At 43.4% G+C, this 15,344-nt stretch carries 17 protein-coding genes; 16 read left to right on the top strand and 1 reads right to left on the bottom strand.

The window, feature by feature from the left end:
- Positions 1-176 precede the first annotated feature (176 nt).
- The 5 genes from queA (at position 177) to secF (ending at position 5,719) form a co-directional block, all read left to right on the top strand.
- Positions 177-1,208 carry a tRNA preQ1(34) S-adenosylmethionine ribosyltransferase-isomerase QueA gene (queA, locus tag ORQ98_RS00945; RefSeq protein WP_274686895.1) on the top strand — a complete coding sequence of 344 codons (1,032 nt, stop codon included), beginning with the start codon at positions 177-179 and terminating at the stop codon, positions 1,206-1,208.
- Positions 1,209-1,240: 32 nt separating this feature from the next.
- Positions 1,241-2,374, top strand: a complete 1,134-nt coding sequence (gene tgt / locus ORQ98_RS00940; protein WP_274686894.1) for a tRNA guanosine(34) transglycosylase Tgt — start codon at positions 1,241-1,243, stop codon at positions 2,372-2,374.
- Positions 2,375-2,418: 44 nt separating this feature from the next.
- A complete protein-coding gene (yajC, locus tag ORQ98_RS00935; protein WP_274686893.1) occupies positions 2,419-2,748 on the top strand; it encodes a preprotein translocase subunit YajC in 330 nt (109 codons plus the stop codon).
- Between the two features lie 156 nt (positions 2,749-2,904).
- Positions 2,905-4,767 carry a protein translocase subunit SecD gene (secD, locus tag ORQ98_RS00930; RefSeq protein ID WP_274686892.1) on the top strand — a complete coding sequence of 621 codons (1,863 nt, stop codon included), beginning with the start codon at positions 2,905-2,907 and terminating at the stop codon, positions 4,765-4,767.
- Between the two features lie 31 nt (positions 4,768-4,798).
- Positions 4,799-5,719 carry a protein translocase subunit SecF gene (secF, locus tag ORQ98_RS00925; RefSeq protein WP_274686891.1) on the top strand — a complete coding sequence of 307 codons (921 nt, stop codon included), beginning with the start codon at positions 4,799-4,801 and terminating at the stop codon, positions 5,717-5,719.
- 79 nt (positions 5,720-5,798) lie between these two features.
- On the opposite strand, the gene ORQ98_RS00920 is transcribed toward secF, so the two are convergent.
- Positions 5,799-6,611: an inositol monophosphatase family protein gene (locus ORQ98_RS00920; protein ID WP_274686890.1), complete on the bottom strand. Its 813-nt coding sequence runs from the start codon at positions 6,609-6,611 to the stop codon at positions 5,799-5,801.
- A gap of 191 nt (positions 6,612-6,802) precedes the next feature.
- Between ORQ98_RS00920 and trmJ the strand changes: the two genes are divergently transcribed.
- The 11 genes from trmJ to ndk all read left to right on the top strand — a co-directional run bounded on the left by trmJ (position 6,803) and on the right by ndk (position 15,224).
- Complete coding sequence (trmJ, locus tag ORQ98_RS00915) at positions 6,803-7,567, top strand: tRNA (cytosine(32)/uridine(32)-2'-O)-methyltransferase TrmJ (protein WP_274686889.1); 765 nt, start codon at positions 6,803-6,805, stop codon at positions 7,565-7,567.
- 6 nt (positions 7,568-7,573) lie between these two features.
- Positions 7,574-8,458, top strand: coding sequence for a serine O-acetyltransferase (gene cysE, locus ORQ98_RS00910; RefSeq protein ID WP_274686888.1), 885 nt, complete (start codon positions 7,574-7,576; stop codon positions 8,456-8,458).
- 358 nt (positions 8,459-8,816) lie between these two features.
- Complete coding sequence (gene iscR, locus ORQ98_RS00905; protein WP_274686887.1) at positions 8,817-9,317, top strand: Fe-S cluster assembly transcriptional regulator IscR; 501 nt, start codon at positions 8,817-8,819, stop codon at positions 9,315-9,317.
- 102 nt (positions 9,318-9,419) lie between these two features.
- The gene (locus ORQ98_RS00900; RefSeq protein WP_274686886.1) at positions 9,420-10,628 is read left to right on the top strand and encodes an IscS subfamily cysteine desulfurase; all 1,209 of its coding nucleotides are present in this window, start codon (positions 9,420-9,422) and stop codon (positions 10,626-10,628) included.
- A 33-nt stretch (positions 10,629-10,661) separates the two neighbouring features.
- A complete protein-coding gene (gene iscU, locus ORQ98_RS00895) occupies positions 10,662-11,045 on the top strand; it encodes a Fe-S cluster assembly scaffold IscU (RefSeq protein WP_274686885.1) in 384 nt (127 codons plus the stop codon).
- Positions 11,046-11,242: 197 nt separating this feature from the next.
- Positions 11,243-11,566 (top strand): iron-sulfur cluster assembly protein IscA, encoded by a 324-nt coding sequence (gene iscA, locus ORQ98_RS00890; RefSeq protein WP_274686884.1) that lies wholly within the window; start codon positions 11,243-11,245, stop codon positions 11,564-11,566.
- A 21-nt stretch (positions 11,567-11,587) separates the two neighbouring features.
- Complete coding sequence (gene hscB, locus ORQ98_RS00885) at positions 11,588-12,139, top strand: Fe-S protein assembly co-chaperone HscB (protein WP_274686883.1); 552 nt, start codon at positions 11,588-11,590, stop codon at positions 12,137-12,139.
- 134 nt (positions 12,140-12,273) lie between these two features.
- On the top strand, positions 12,274-14,130 hold the full coding sequence (hscA, locus tag ORQ98_RS00880) for a Fe-S protein assembly chaperone HscA (protein ID WP_274686882.1): 1,857 nt from the start codon (positions 12,274-12,276) through the stop codon (positions 14,128-14,130).
- Between the two features lie 10 nt (positions 14,131-14,140).
- Positions 14,141-14,479, top strand: coding sequence for an ISC system 2Fe-2S type ferredoxin (fdx, locus tag ORQ98_RS00875; RefSeq protein ID WP_274686881.1), 339 nt, complete (start codon positions 14,141-14,143; stop codon positions 14,477-14,479).
- A gap of 14 nt (positions 14,480-14,493) precedes the next feature.
- Positions 14,494-14,694, top strand: coding sequence for a Fe-S cluster assembly protein IscX (gene iscX / locus ORQ98_RS00870; protein WP_274686880.1), 201 nt, complete (start codon positions 14,494-14,496; stop codon positions 14,692-14,694).
- Between the two features lie 98 nt (positions 14,695-14,792).
- A complete protein-coding gene (gene ndk, locus ORQ98_RS00865) occupies positions 14,793-15,224 on the top strand; it encodes a nucleoside-diphosphate kinase (RefSeq protein WP_274686879.1) in 432 nt (143 codons plus the stop codon).
- Positions 15,225-15,344 lie beyond the last annotated feature (120 nt).

The raw sequence follows: 15,344 nt of genomic DNA, 5'->3' as shown, positions 1-15,344 counted from the left end.
AGTATAACAAAGGTTTATGTAAGGTCAACTGTTAATTTCCAATCAGTCATTAAGCGCCTTGTCTTTACTTTTCACTAAGGAAGCCCGCTATTTTCAGAGGAGAATCGCTTTTTCTGATTGGTCCAGCGTCAGTTTTTCGGTAAGCTAGCGTGTTTTTATAGCTGTTGTACTGAAACATGCAAGTTAAAGATTTTAGCTTTGAACTACCTGAAGAGTTGATAGCCCAGTACCCCTTGAAGTCGCGCTCAGCAAGCCGGCTGCTGTGCTTGAATGGGAATACTGGCGATGTTACTCATCAACAATTCAGTCAGTTAGTGGATTTTTTAGAGGCAGGAGACTTGCTGGTGTTTAACAATACCAGAGTGATTCCTGCCCGAGTATTTGGGCAGAAGGCAACTGGTGGCAAGCTTGAGATATTAATTGAGCGGGTTGAGTCTGATAATCAAGTGTTAGCTCACATTAAAGCAAGTAAGCCACCCAAACCTGGTAGCAAGCTTAAGCTGGCAAATGGTATCTGGGTAACCATGGTTGAGCGCTTAGATAGCTTGTTCCGGTTGCAGTTTGCAGAAGAGCACTCAGTGCTTGAAGTGTTGGATGAAATTGGTCATATGCCGCTTCCGCCGTATATGAAGCGAGAAGATGAGCTGGCTGATCGTGAGCGTTATCAAACGGTATATGGTAGTAAACCTGGTGCAGTTGCGGCACCAACAGCAGGTTTACACTTTGATGAGGCATTGTTTTCACTACTTGAAAAGAAAGGTGTTAATAAAGCGTTTGTCACTCTTCATGTGGGGGCAGGCACGTTTCAGCCAGTAAGAGTAGACAATATTTTAGATCACAAAATGCATGCTGAATTAATTGATGTATCTGCTGAAGTGTGTCAGTTGGTAAAGCAAACGAAAGCAGCTGGTAAGCGAGTGATTGCCGTAGGTACGACCAGTGTCCGTTGTTTGGAAACGGCTAGCATGACAGGTGAAATTGAGCCTTACCAAGGGGAAACCGATATATTCATTTATCCTGGTTATCAATTTAAAACTGTTGATGCCTTGGTAACTAACTTCCATTTACCAGAGTCCACGTTATTGATGCTGGTATCAGCGTTTGCTGGTATGGAAGCAACCAAAAAAGCTTATCAAGAAGCCGTTGAACAAAGGTATCGTTTTTTTAGCTATGGCGATGCCATGTTTATCAGCCAGAGACAGAATTAATAGACTTTTCATTAAATAGTATTGAGTACTTTATGGCTCGTGAATGTTTTTTAAAATTTGAGCAAATCACTACTGATGGTCACGCCCGTCGATCAAGGTTGCACTTTCCCAGAGGTATTGTTGAAACGCCAGCATTTATGCCAGTGGGCACCTACGGTACAGTCAAAGGTATGCTGCCCCGAGACATCGAAGATATTGGTGCACACATTATTTTAGGTAATACCTTTCACTTGATGCTAAGGCCAGGCACTGACATTATCTCAGCTCATGGCGATCTCCATGACTTTACTGGCTGGGAAAAACCAATTTTGACAGACTCTGGTGGGTTTCAAGTCTTTAGTTTGGGTGAAATGCGAAAAATTACTGAAGACGGTGTAACCTTTCGCTCCCCTGTAGATGGCGCCAAAGTATTTATTAGTCCTGAGCGTTCTATGGAAGTGCAGCGAGCACTGGGTTCAGATATTGTGATGATATTTGATGAGTGTACACCTTATCCTGCCACACATGATCAAGCCAAGCGCTCAATGGAGTTATCATTGCGCTGGGCAGAGCGAAGCAAGCAGGCTCATGGAGATAATCCCTCTGCCTTATTTGGCATTATTCAAGGGGGAATGTACCAAGACCTTCGGGAGCAGTCATTACAAGCACTAAACGGTATTGGTTTTGACGGTTATGCCATTGGTGGGCTTTCTGTTGGCGAGCCGAAACATGAAATGATGCAGGTATTATCTGGGGTAACCCACTTGATGCCTGAGAATAAGCCCCGATATTTGATGGGAGTGGGAACCCCCGAAGATATTGTCGAAGCGGTAAGGCGTGGCGTGGATATGTTTGATTGTGTTATGCCAACACGAAATGCCCGTAATGGCCATTTATTTACTTCCACTGGAGTGGTAAAAATTCGCAACGCTGTCAATAAAACGGATACAGGGCCATTGGATGCTGAATGTGATTGCTACACCTGCAATAATTTTAGCCGTGCTTATTTGCATCACTTGGATAAATGCAAGGAAATTTTAGGTTCTCAGCTTAATACGATTCATAATTTGCGCTATTACCAGCAGCTCATGGCAGGACTACGAGAGGCTATTGCGAATCATCAGCTGACTGAGTTTGTTACAGAATTTTATCAAAAACGTGGTGAGGCAGTGCCTGCACTGGGTTAGTGAATACCAATACTGATTTATATTAACGACGGAGTAATACAACCATGAGTTTTTTTATTAATGAAGCTTTTGCTGCCCCTGCTGCTGGTGCACAAGGTGGTGGAATGATTCAAATTGGTATGCTGGTGTTGATGGTCGCAGTATTTTATTTCTTGCTAATTCGCCCACAGAAAAAGCGTATGAAAGAGCATCAGCAGCTGGTTGAAAACCTGAACAAAGGCGATGAGGTAGTGACTAACGGAGGGATTGTTGGCAAGGTCACAAAGGTATCTGAACAATTTGTCACATTACAGGTTTCTAACAATGTGGAGTTGAATTTTCAGAAGCAGGCCATATCTGCTGTATTACCGAAAGGTACTATCAAAGCAATCTAATTATTTAGGCGAAGCATCCTAATCATCATTAAAGGCTTGGCTAAAAGCATCGCTTTTTTAGCTGCCTTTATTAGATTAACCCGCCAACTACCGACCCGTCAGGCAGGCTTAGGCTTGCCGGGTTCTGTTGAACAAGAAGGAATATAGGGCAGAACCATGCTCAACAAGTATCCAATTTGGAAGTATTTCCTCGTTATTTTTATTGTCTCGATAGGGGTGATTTATGCATTACCCAACTTATATCAAGATGATCCAGCCATTCAAATCTCCCATCATCAATCAGCAACCTCGGTTTCTGAGTCTACGTTACAACAAGCTCAAAAACGTTTGGAAAGGCAAGGTATCGGGATAAAAGCATTTGAAGTAACTAATAAAGGGGCAGGTTTGCTCCGGCTAAACAGCTTTGAAGATCAACTGAAAGCTAAGTCAATTGTTAAAGACTGGCTTGGCGATGACTATATAGTGGCGCTCAACCTGGCTGCGACGACACCTGATTGGCTTCGCTCAATGGGGGCCGGGCCAATGAAGTTGGGTTTGGATTTAAGTGGCGGGGTTCACTTCTTACTGGAAGTGGATATGGATAAAGCGATTGCAACTCGTTTAAAAGGGATTCATAACGAAATTCGCTCTGAGTTGAGTAAGCAAGACCTGCGTTACAAAGTCGCTAGTAGCTCTACCAATACCCGCTGGGTGTTAAATTTCAAAAATGAAACTAAGCGTGATAAAGCCATGCGGGTAGTTCAAGGCAAATACACTGACTTGAATATTACTGCAGGCGAAGATGGTGTTATCTACTGGCTTAGCTATCAATTTTCTGAGTTAAAAATCAAAGACATTGAGGATTATGCCATTAAGCAGAACCTGACTTCACTTAGAAATCGGGTCAATGAGTTAGGGGTTTCTGAGCCACTGGTCCAGCGACAGGGGCGTAATCGTATAGTGGTGGAGTTGCCAGGTGTTCAAGATACGGCCGAAGCTAAAAAGATTATTGGTAAAACGGCTAACCTGGAATTTCGCTTGGCAGCACAGCTTGATGCTAAAGCAGGACAATATGAAATTCTTGATCGTAAAGAAGGCGGTCAGGCTAAGTTAGAAAAGAAAGTGATTGTTACGGGTGACCAGGTTGCAGATGCGAGAGCCAGCTTTGATGAAAATGGCCGCCCACAGGTAAATATTACTTTAAGCGGTGGTGGTGGCCAGTTAATGAATAAAGCTACACGCACCAATGTTGGTCGCCAAATGGCTGTGATCTTTATTGAAGAGCGTCCTTATACCAAAGAAGTTGAAAAGGTTGTTGATGGTAAAGCAGCTGTTGTTAAAGAGACACGCTTTAAAGAAGAGCGCAAAATTATCAGTTTAGCGACGATTCAGTCTGCATTAGGTACTCAGTTTAGAATTACTGGATTAGATTCAGTTGGTGAGTCAAAAGAGTTAGCACTGCTATTAAGAGCAGGTGCTTTTGCTGCTCCCATGTACTTTGTTGAAGAGCGTACAGTCGGCCCAAGCCTGGGCAAAGAAAACATTGAATTAGGATTTAAATCAGTAGTAGTCGGTTTTGTCTTGGTCCTGTTTTTCATGTTGGTTTATTACAAGGTGTTTGGCTTGTTTGCTAATGTGGCGCTGGGACTTAACTTAGTCTTGCTGATAGCTTTTATGTCTATCTTATCAGCCACTTTAACCTTGCCTGGTATTGCTGGGATAGTGCTGACCGTGGGGATGGCCGTAGATGCTAATGTGCTTATTTTCTCTAGAATAAAAGAGGAAATGAAACGAGGGCTACCCCTTCAGCATGCTATTCATGAAGGTTACGACCGAGCATTTGTAACTATCCTTGATGCCAATATTACTACTTTATTAGTCGCCATTATTCTTTATGGTGTGGGCACTGGCCCAGTAAGAGGGTTTGCTGTCACACTGTCCATTGGTATTGTGACCTCAATATTTACTGCCATCGTTGTGACACGTGCATTGGTCAATCTAACCCACGGTGGACGTCAGTTGAAAAAACTGTGGATTTAGCTCCTAACTTAGCAGATTTAAAGGCAAAAGGATGAATGACAACGAAAAAGTGTTGAATTTTATGGGGGCGCGGGTAATAGCTGCTGCACTCTCTATAGCGCTCGTGTTGGGCTCGATTATCTCTCTGTTTTCTAACCAGCTACAGTTTGGATTGGATTTTACGGGGGGAACCCTGATAGAGCTTGGTTATGATAAAACCGCTGACTTAGAAAGTATTCGTAAAGAGTTACAGGGTGCTGGATACCCTGATGCAGTTGTTCAAGACTTTGGCTCTGACAAAGATGTGCTGGTGCGGATTGCTGGTGATAAACCTTCTTTAGGTAATGATGTGGCAGCAATACTGAAGTCATCTTATGAAGGCGAAATTGAACTGAGACGCTCTGAGTTTGTTGGCCCGCAAGTGGGTGAAGAGCTGAGAGAAGATGGCGGGCTTGGTATGTTGCTCGCGCTGGGCGTGGTGATGCTATATATTGCAGCCCGATTTCAGTTTAAGTTTGCTCTTGGTGCCGTACTAGCGTTAGCTCATGACGTTATCATTACGCTTGGTGTTTTTTCTGTTTTTAATTTAAGTTTTGATCTGACCGTACTAGCTGCACTGTTAGCGGTTATCGGTTACTCATTAAACGACACTATTGTTGTGGCTGATCGAATTCGTGAAAACTTTAGAAAATTAAGAAAAGCAACACCAATCGAAGTGATCAATTCATCGCTTACTCAAACGCTAGGTCGAACCTTGGTTACGTCACTGACCACCTTGTTAGTACTAGTAGCTTTGTTTATTTATGGTGGTGAATTAATTCATAACTTTGCGTTAGCGCTAATGATTGGTGTTGGTGTTGGTACTTACTCTTCTATCTATGTAGCAGCCAATATATTGTTAGTGATGAAGATCAGTCGTGAAGACTTAATGCCTCCAGAGGTGGAACAAGAAGCCACTGATGAGCTGCCCTAATATTTTTTATGTGTGATCTTCCTATAAAATGAAAAGGTGGCTATTAGCCACCTTTTTTTGGGTATTAACAATAATATGGTTATTTAAAGCCTTTGGATATGTGGGGCTGAACTTGCTGTAACACAGATTTAAAACACTTTGGATTGCCTGCTACAACCTGTCCATTATCCATAAACTCGTGACCTCCTTTAAAGTCACTGACCAGTCCACCGGCTTCTTGAATAAGCAGTACCCCTGCAGCAATATCCCACTGATTTAAACCAAATTCCCAGTAGGCATCATAGCGACCAGCAGCGATATAAGCTAAGTCAAGAGCTGCGGAGCCTGCACGACGTATCCCAGCAGTTTGCTCGACAAGTGATTTAAATATGCCAAGGTAGTCATCAATTTTATCCATTTGGTCTGGGCGGAAAGGGAAGCCCGTTGCCAGTAGTGATTCGTTTAACGGTTTGCTTTTACTGACTCGAATTCGTTTGCCATTTAATTGAGCCCCTCGACCACGGCTGGCTGCAAATTCTTCTTTACGGATAGGGTCTAACACAATGGCGTGCTCAATACGCCCTTTATATTGACAGGCAATTGAAACTGCAAAGTGAGGGATGCCATGAATAAAGTTAGTGGTGCCATCTAGTGGGTCGATAATCCAAAGATAGTCTTGTCCTTCACCATGACCAGGATGATGGCCTGTTTCTTCTCCGTAGAAACCATGATTGGGGTAAGCTTTTTTTAATGTACGCAGAATTACTTTTTCTGCTGCCTGGTCAACTTCTGTAACAAAATCACGGTCGCCTTTTTTGTTAACAGTGAGTACATCTAGCTGCTCAACAGCACGCTCTATCACGTCACTGGCATTACGAGCAGCCCTCAAGGCTATATTCAGCATTGGTTGCATAGGAAAATCACTTTGGCATGTAAAAGAACAAAAATTAATTATATCAAATAATAAATCATGGCTGTTAACTTTAGTGTGTTGGTATTTATACATAGCCGATTTATCTGTATGTGCTTACAGCCAGTTACCTTATGAATCCGAACTCTGTTAAAATCGCAATTTGATTTATTGAAGACAGTTGGGTACGGCTTGTGTTGGATAATATTAGAGTGGTGTTAGTGAACACCTCTCATCCTGGTAATATTGGTGCAGTTGCCAGGGCGATGAAAACCATGGGACTTAGTGACTTACGGCTGGTTGAGCCTGATCAGTTTCCCCATCCTTATGCAACTAGTCGCTCTGCTGGAGCAGAGGATTTGCTAAATCAGGCTTGTGTTGTGGATACCCTTCAAGAGGCTGTAGCTGATTGTCAATTAGTAATTGGTACCAGTGCTCGTGAGCGTAAGATCCCCTGGCCACTGATAAACCCAAGAGAGTGTGCGGAGTTAGCGGGGCAGACCAGTCGTAGCAATAAAAAAGTGGCTGTTGTTTTTGGCAGAGAAGATCGTGGCTTAACCAATGATGAGCTGGCCCTGTGCAATTACCACGTTAATATTCCTGCTTGTGAAGGCTATAGCTCTCTGAATCTCGGTGCGGCAGTTCAGGTTATTGCCTATGAGCTACGGATGAACCAGCTGGAGCAGCAACCCGAAAAAACATCGCTCTCGGCTGGTCATGAGCATACTTTTCCTGAGGCCTCGCATAAAGAAGTAGAACGGTTTTTAGCTCACTTTGAGGAACTGCTGACTCAAATAGAATTTCTTGATCCCTCTAATCCGGGTGTGGTGATGACAAGGTTTCGTCGCTTATTTCAACGAGCCATGTTAGATAGTAAAGAAGTAAATATGCTACGTGGTGTACTGTCTGATACCCAACGGATAATCAAACAACTTAGTAATACTAAATCCACAGGTTAACTCGCCATGTTTGAGCGTCTCCGAGAAGATATAGCCAGTGTTTTTGATCGTGACCCTGCGGCACGTAACACCTTTGAGGTATTAACCAGCTATCCGGGAGTACATGCCTTACTGTTTCATCGCTTAAGTCACAAGCTTTGGAGTAAAGGGCTTAAGTGGTTGGCTAGGTTTATTTCATCTATTGCTCGTTTGCTAACTGGTATTGAAATTCATCCGGGAGCCAAAATTGGTCGACGTTTTTTTATTGATCACGGCATGGGAGTGGTTATTGGTGAAACCACTGAAATTGGTGATGATGTAACGCTTTATCAAGGCGTTACCCTAGGTGGTACCAGCTGGAATAAAGGAAAGCGTCATCCCACCTTAGAAAATGGAGTTGTGGTTGGTGCTGGTGCAAAAGTACTGGGTCCATTTATCGTAGGAGAAAATGCCAAGGTGGGCTCGAATGCGGTAGTGACCAAGCCAGTACCTGCTGGTGCTACTGTGGTAGGTATTCCCGGTCGTATCATTCAAAAGTCCTCTACTAATGGCGTTGATCCTCGTCATCAGGCAATGGCTGAAAAAATAGGCTTTGACGCTTATGGTGTGACGCAAAATATGCCTGACCCTGTAGCCAAAGCAGTAACAAGCTTGTTAGGGCACTTACATGCAGTGGATACCAAAATTGATGTTATGTGCAAAGGGTTGAAAGACTTGGGTATTAATTACTGTGATAAAGCCTTGCCTGAGTTAAATGATGAGGATTTTGCATCCGTAAAAGAAAATGGTGCTGTAAGCTCTGTTGCAAGTGATCTTGAAGAAAAATCATCCGAGCCTGCTGTAGGGGTGCATCAGTCCCACCCTCCCCAAGAGGTAAATGAACCTGATAGAGAAAAAGATAATATTACTTAGCCCAATAAGGTATCAGGCTGCAGATATCTTTCAGTGGTTTATCTGAACCAATGCCTTTTGGATTACTGCAGTTGCAACTTCCCTTCATGAATTGGAATACCCAAAGATTTTGGTTGTTTGGTGGCTGATTGAGTTGACTAAGGTGTCCTTGAAAAATACTTGACTAAAATACTGGGATAAATACTTGATCAATTTGGTTGGTTTTAGCATAATCTTTAACTAGAGTTTGCTAATAACTTTTTGAAGTTTAAGTGAAGAAAAATTTTAAAGTTCTTAAAGCTGAAGAGAGCTGCGATTATATACCATAGCTTCTTAAAATTGTAAGCGATAACAGCAATCGACACACAGAGTAATCGACATGCGCTTAACTACCAAAGGCCGTTATGCAGTTACAGCAATGTTAGACCTTGCCCTACATGCTGATAAAGGGCCAGTTGCGCTTGCAGATATATCAGAACGCCAAGGAATTTCTTTGTCTTACTTGGAGCAACTGTTTGCTAAGTTGAGACGTAATGAGCTAGTTACCAGTATTCGAGGCCCTGGTGGTGGCTATCGGTTGAGTCGCTCCTCCCAAGAAATTCATGTAGCACAAGTAATTGATGCAGTTAATGAGTCGGTGGATGCGACCCGCTGTCATGGCAAAACCGGCTGCCAGCAAGGTGATACCTGTTTAACCCACCATTTGTGGTGTGATTTAAGTAAGCAGATACATACATTTTTAAGTGGAATTAGCTTGGCTGATTTAGTGGCCCAGCGAGAAGTACGTGATGTTGCAACTCGCCAAGAAGAGCGGGTCAACAACCAAAAGCAAAGTGAGCAAAAGTTAGTTGAGCGAATTGATGCCTCAACCTTGACCTGACTCGCTGCTAGTTAGAACCGTTTACTAAATGAAAGCAACTGTAGTTGCTTGATAGAGTTGAGATTAAGCCTGGAGCGTAGTAAGCGCTGGAGATAGTAATCAATGAAACTACCGTTATACCTGGACTATTCTTCTACCACTCCGGTTGACCCAAGAGTGGCTGAAAAGATGTCGGAATATCTAACGACACATTTCGGCAATCCTGCCTCAAGGTCTCATGCCTTTGGTTGGAAAGCAGAGGAAGGGGTTGAGAATGCCAGGCGTCAGGTGGCCGACTTGGTAAACTGTGATCCGCGTGAAATTGTTTGGACTTCTGGGGCTACTGAGTCTGATAATTTGGCTATTAAAGGTGCTGCCCATTTTTATCAGAAAAAAGGTAAGCACATAATCACTTCTAAAATTGAGCACAAAGCAGTACTTGATACCTGTCGTCAATTGGAACGCGAAGGCTTTGAAGTTACTTATCTAGAGCCTAATCCCGAAGGAATTATTACCCCGCAAGTCGTTGCAGATACCATTCGTGAAGACACTATTTTAGTGTCCTTAATGCATGCTAATAATGAAATTGGCGTGATCACTGATATTGCTGCAATTGGTGAAATTACTCGTGAGAAAAAAATCATTTTTCATGTCGATGCTGCCCAAAGTGCAGGGAAAATCGATATTGATCTGGCCACTTTGAAAGTAGATCTAATGTCATTCTCTGCTCATAAAGTTTATGGCCCTAAGGGTATTGGAGCCCTTTTTGTTCGACGTAAGCCACGGGTAAGAATAGAAGCTCAAATTCATGGTGGTGGTCATGAGCGTGGAATGCGCTCAGGTACACTGGCAACTCACCAAATTGTTGGGATGGGCGAAGCCTTCCGTATCGCAAAAGAAGAGTTGGCTGCAGAGCAGGAACGTTTACTAGCGTTACGTAATCGCTTTTGGGACCACTTTAAAGATATGGAAGAGGTCTATGTTAATGGCAGCTATACCCAGCGCTTGCCTGGGAACTTGAATGTTAGCTTCAACTTTGTTGAAGGTGAATCTCTCATAATGTCACTTAAAGACTTAGCTGTTTCTTCAGGTTCAGCCTGTACGTCAGCCAGTTTAGAGCCTTCTTATGTGTTAAGGGCTTTAGGTGTTAACGATGAGCTGGCTCATAGCTCACTTCGCTTCACACTTGGACGTTTTACAACTGAAGAAGAAGTTGATTATGCCGCGCAGCAAGTACGAAAAGCCGTGTCTAAGTTAAGAGAGCTTTCACCGTTGTGGGACATGTATAAAGACGGCGTGGATATTTCAAAAGTTGAGTGGGTTGCGCACTAGTAGCATTCAGATATTAAGGGTGAGGAGTTCAAAATGGCTTACAGTGATAAAGTGATAGATCATTATGAAAACCCACGCAATGTGGGCAAACTGGATGCAGAAGATCCTTCTGTTGGTACGGGGATGGTGGGTGCTCCTGCATGCGGTGATGTGATGCGCTTGCAAATCAAGGTAAATGATGAAGGTGTCATTGAAGACGCCAAGTTTAAAACCTATGGTTGTGGCTCAGCGATTGCCTCAAGCTCGCTTGTGACTGAGTGGATGAAAGGTAGAACGATTGATGAGGCAGAGCAAATTAAAAACACCAGTATTGCTGAAGAGTTAGAGTTACCACCAGTGAAAATTCACTGCTCTGTATTAGCAGAAGATGCGATCAAGGCTGCAGTCACGGACTATCGCAACAAGCGTAGCAGTTAAAGTTAAGTACAGATCAATAGCAATTAATTAAAAAAGCCAGGGCTTTAGAAAGAGGGGATCTCTATGGAAGCGCTGGTTTTGACTAAAAGTGAAAATTAGCTGTTGATACTTTTTAACTACAGCATAAGACTCGAAAACAATTGTAGGTTTTTTATTAATTGTTAGCAGCATAGTGACAAAACAAAGGTGTTGAAATTATGGCAATTACCCTCACGGAGTCGGCAGCTAAACACGTGGCCCGTTATTTAAACAGTCGTGCGAAAGGTGTTGGCATCCGGGTTGGTGTAAAAACTACCGGCTGTTCAGGGCTTGCCTATGTTCTTGAGTTTGTTGATGAGCTGGCAGCAGAAGATCAGGTATTTGAAAGTCGGGGGGTGAAGGTTGTCGTTGACCCCAAAAGCCTATTGTATATTGATGGCACTGAACTTGACTTCGTTAAAGAAGGCTTGAATGAAGGGTTTAAGTTTAATAACCCAAATGTCGCCAGTGAGTGTGGCTGCGGCGAAAGCTTTAATGTGTAATCTGACTTTTGAAAGTAGCCCATGACAATCAACGCTTTAGATTTAACTGCCAGCTTTTTTGAGCTATTTGACCTTCCTGTTCAGTTTGATATTGATCTTACCGATTTAGCCAGCCGCTACCGACAGCTCCAAAAAGTGACTCATCCAGACCGTTTTGCGGGAGCTTCAGATCGAGAGCAGCGACTTGCTGTACAATATACAGCCCATGTCAATGAGGCTTATAACACCTTGAAAAGCGCCACCCAAAGAGCGATCTACCTATTGTCGCTGGAAGGTGTTGAGCTAAATATTGAAAATAACACTGTCATGGATCCAGGCTTTTTAATGGAGCAGATGGAATGGCGGGAGCAGCTGGAAGAAGTGAAAGGTGCAAGTAATCCCGATGAAGCAATAGCTGACTTAATGGCAGCCGTTGAGGCAAAATCCACCCAGCTCCAGCAGCGCTTTGTAAAAGCTTGGCAGGAACAGTTGCCACAATCTCTTAAACAAGCTGAAACCATAGTAAAACAGATGCTGTTTATTGATAAGCTACTGGTAGAAGCTGAGCTTCTGGAAGCAGAACTTGACGGTTGAATGCTTAATTAAGTTGTTGATGAGCTTTTGACTTCCTTAGATTTACAGTTATCAAGCAACTTGTAGTGTGGTTGGCTAGTTACCCAAAACTCGCAAACTAAAGAAATAGTGCTAAGACGACATACAGATTTATCATGGCTTTGTTGCAAATATCAGAACCCGGTGAAAGCCCAGCACCTCATCAACGAAAGTTGGCAGTGGGGATAGATTTGGGGACCACTAACTCATTAGTGGCGACAGTAAAAAGTGGCAATCCTGAAACTCTGGCAGATCAGCAGGGGCAGGTTGTACTACCTTCAGTGGTTTATTATGGCCAGGACCAATTGCTGATTGGTCAGTTGGCGAAAGCCCACGCTACGATCGATCCATTTAATACTATTCAGTCTGTTAAGCGGCTAATGGGAAGAGGTATCAGTGATGTGAAGTCGCTGGGTGATTTACTGCCTTATCACTTCAAAGGTGATGAGGGGATGCCGCTGATTCAAACCGCTGCAGGCGATAAAAGCCCAGTTCAGGTTTCAGCTGATATTTTGCAGTGTTTGGCAAAGCGTGCTGAACAGGCATTAGATGGTGAGCTGGCTGGGGCGGTGATTACCGTGCCAGCCTATTTTGATGAAGCTCAGCGGCAGGCAACTAAGGATGCAGCAACTTTAGCAGGCATTAAAGTATTGAGGCTGTTGAATGAGCCTACTGCAGCAGCAGTTGCTTATGGGTTAGATCAAGGCAAAGACGGTGTTATTGCCGTTTATGATCTAGGTGGCGGCACATTTGACATCTCAATTTTGCGACTGAATCGCGGTGTATTTGAAGTGCTCGCTACAGGTGGAAACTCAGCATTAGGTGGCGATGATTTTGATCATGCGGTTGCTAACTGGATTCTTCAGCAAATGGGAGTCAATGCCAATGACTTGAATGCAGTCCAACAGCGCCAACTGCTTGCAACAGCTTGTGAGATAAAAGAACAATTAGCTAAGCAACCACAAGTATCAGTGACATTTGATGATTGGCAGGGGGTATTAAGTCAGCAGCAATTGGCTGAAATACTGAGTCCTCTCATTCAACAAACCATAAAGTCCTGTCGCCGAACCTTGCGTGATGCAGGCTTAAAACCAGCCGATATCAATGAAGTTGTCATGGTAGGAGGTTCTACCCGTACGCTGGCTGTACGTGCTCAGGTAAAAGATTTTTTTGCCCAAGAACCATTAATTGACATTGATCCTGACCAAGTAGTTGCCTTGGGTGCAGCAACTCAAGCCGATGTATTGGTAGGTAATAAGTCGGGCGATGACATGTTGCTGTTAGATGTTATTCCTCTTTCTTTAGGAGTCGAAACCATGGGTGGCTTGATGGAAAAAATAATCCATCGAAACTCCACGATTCCTGTAGCTAAAGCTCAAGACTTCACCACTTACAAAGATGGTCAAACGGGCATGGTGATTCATGTTTACCAAGGTGAGCGGGAGTTAGTACAAGATAATCGCTCCCTTGCCCGCTTTGTCTTGCGTGGTATTCCACCAATGGCTTCTGGTGCAGGTAAGGTACGAGTCACCTTTCAGGTTGATGCAGATGGCTTGCTAAGTGTCAGTGCAAAAGAGCTAACCAGTGGTGTTGAAAGCAGTATTCAAGTTAAGCCTTCCTACGGTTTAACAGACGAATCTATTAGCAACATGTTGCAGGACTCATTTGGTCATGCGGCAGAAGATATGGCAGCAAGAGCGCTACGAGAGCAGCAAGTGGAAGCAGAGCGGCTTCTAGAAGCCGTGAGTGTTGCAATAGCTGAAGATGGTGAGAATTTGCTAACAAATGCCGAGTTACAAACAATTATTGATGAAGTTCAACGTTTAACTCAGCAACTAGCAGAAGAAAAGGACCACTTGGTGTTAAAGAGCCAAGTAGAAAAAGTCAGTCAGCTTACAGAGTCATTTGCAGCTAAGCGGATGAATGAGTCCATCAAAAAAGCCCTAACAGGCCACTCAGTCGATAGTATTTAGGTAACCGATAATGCCTCAAGTGATTTTCCTGCCCCATGAAACCATTTGTCCGGAAGGCGCTGTTGTTGAAGCAGAACCGGGAGAAAGTATTTGTGATGTTGCATTGCGCAATGATATAGAGATTGAGCATGCATGTGAAAAGTCCTGTGCTTGTACTACTTGTCATGTCATTGTCCGTGAGGGGTATGATTCCTTAGAGGAAGCTGATGAACTCGAAGATGATCTGTTAGATAAAGCCTGGGGGTTAGAGCCTGAGTCACGATTAAGTTGCCAGGCTTTGGTTGCTGAGCAAGACTTGGTGGTAGAAATTCCAAAATATACCATTAATCAAGTTTCTGAGCGCCATTAAACATAGGGGGGGGTATGAGCTTAAAGTGGACGGATGTGCAAGAGATAGCCATTGAGCTGGCTGAGCGTCACGAAGAGGTCGATCCTCGCTATGTTAACTTTGTTGACTTGCGCAACTGGGTGGTGGCTTTAGAAGAGTTTGAAGATGACCCTTCCCATTGTGGTGAAAAGATCCTTGAAGCGATACAAATGGCTTGGATTGAAGAAGCTGATTAATAGACTGTTTCTAGCAGGTGCATTTTCCCTAAACCCGCGTATAATTCGCGGGTTTAATTTATTCAAAATAACTTTTTTCAACTTGGAGAAGTGACCAAATGGCTGTTGAACGCACTTTATCAATTATCAAACCAGATGCTGTTGCTAAAAATGTAATTGGCCAGATTTATAGCCGTTTCGAACAAGCTGGCTTGAAAGTCGTTGCTGCAAAAATGTTGCACCTTTCTCAAGAAAAAGCTGAAGGCTTTTATGCTGAGCACAAGGAGCGCCCTTTCTTTAAAGATTTGGTTGCTTTCATGACTTCTGGCCCAGTCGTTGTTTCTGTTTTAGAAGGTGAAAATGCTGTTATTGCTCACCGTGACTTAATGGGAGCAACTAACCCTAAAGAGGCAGCTGCGGGCACTATTCGTGCTGACTTTGCAGAAACAATTGATGAAAATGCAGTTCATGGTTCTGATTCTGCTGAGTCAGCGGCCCGTGAGGTTGCTTATTTCTTTGCTGATGAAGAAATTTGCCCTCGTACTCGCTAATAACAGAGTAAAGCTATTGTGCAGGCAAAAAATAGGAGAGGCCTGTTTTTTGTCTGCACTTATATAACACTGCTCTAAAAGCAGGGTGAGTTAATGTTGTCTGCGTTGAAAGGTGAAGAA

The organism is Spartinivicinus poritis (assembly GCF_028858535.1).
Taxonomy (GTDB): domain Bacteria; phylum Pseudomonadota; class Gammaproteobacteria; order Pseudomonadales; family Zooshikellaceae; genus Spartinivicinus; species Spartinivicinus poritis.
Note: the sequence above shows the minus strand (reverse complement) of the source record. Positions and strands in the feature narration are given on the sequence as shown.

What these genes read in the sequence shown, in the direction of transcription:
- queA (WP_274686895.1), top strand. Translation starts at nt 177, where the DNA reads ATGCAAGTTAAAGATTTTAGCTTTGAACTACCTGAAGAGTTGATAGCC.
- tgt (WP_274686894.1), top strand. Translation starts at nt 1,241, where the DNA reads ATGGCTCGTGAATGTTTTTTAAAATTTGAGCAAATCACTACTGATGGT.
- yajC (WP_274686893.1), top strand. Translation starts at nt 2,419, where the DNA reads ATGAGTTTTTTTATTAATGAAGCTTTTGCTGCCCCTGCTGCTGGTGCA.
- secD (WP_274686892.1), top strand. Translation starts at nt 2,905, where the DNA reads ATGCTCAACAAGTATCCAATTTGGAAGTATTTCCTCGTTATTTTTATT.
- secF (WP_274686891.1), top strand. Translation starts at nt 4,799, where the DNA reads ATGAATGACAACGAAAAAGTGTTGAATTTTATGGGGGCGCGGGTAATA.
- ORQ98_RS00920 (WP_274686890.1), bottom strand. Translation starts at nt 6,611, where the DNA reads ATGCAACCAATGCTGAATATAGCCTTGAGGGCTGCTCGTAATGCCAGT.
- cysE (WP_274686888.1), top strand. Translation starts at nt 7,574, where the DNA reads ATGTTTGAGCGTCTCCGAGAAGATATAGCCAGTGTTTTTGATCGTGAC.
- iscR (WP_274686887.1), top strand. Translation starts at nt 8,817, where the DNA reads ATGCGCTTAACTACCAAAGGCCGTTATGCAGTTACAGCAATGTTAGAC.
- ORQ98_RS00900 (WP_274686886.1), top strand. Translation starts at nt 9,420, where the DNA reads ATGAAACTACCGTTATACCTGGACTATTCTTCTACCACTCCGGTTGAC.
- iscU (WP_274686885.1), top strand. Translation starts at nt 10,662, where the DNA reads ATGGCTTACAGTGATAAAGTGATAGATCATTATGAAAACCCACGCAAT.
- iscA (WP_274686884.1), top strand. Translation starts at nt 11,243, where the DNA reads ATGGCAATTACCCTCACGGAGTCGGCAGCTAAACACGTGGCCCGTTAT.
- hscB (WP_274686883.1), top strand. Translation starts at nt 11,588, where the DNA reads ATGACAATCAACGCTTTAGATTTAACTGCCAGCTTTTTTGAGCTATTT.
- hscA (WP_274686882.1), top strand. Translation starts at nt 12,274, where the DNA reads ATGGCTTTGTTGCAAATATCAGAACCCGGTGAAAGCCCAGCACCTCAT.
- fdx (WP_274686881.1), top strand. Translation starts at nt 14,141, where the DNA reads ATGCCTCAAGTGATTTTCCTGCCCCATGAAACCATTTGTCCGGAAGGC.
- iscX (WP_274686880.1), top strand. Translation starts at nt 14,494, where the DNA reads ATGAGCTTAAAGTGGACGGATGTGCAAGAGATAGCCATTGAGCTGGCT.
- ndk (WP_274686879.1), top strand. Translation starts at nt 14,793, where the DNA reads ATGGCTGTTGAACGCACTTTATCAATTATCAAACCAGATGCTGTTGCT.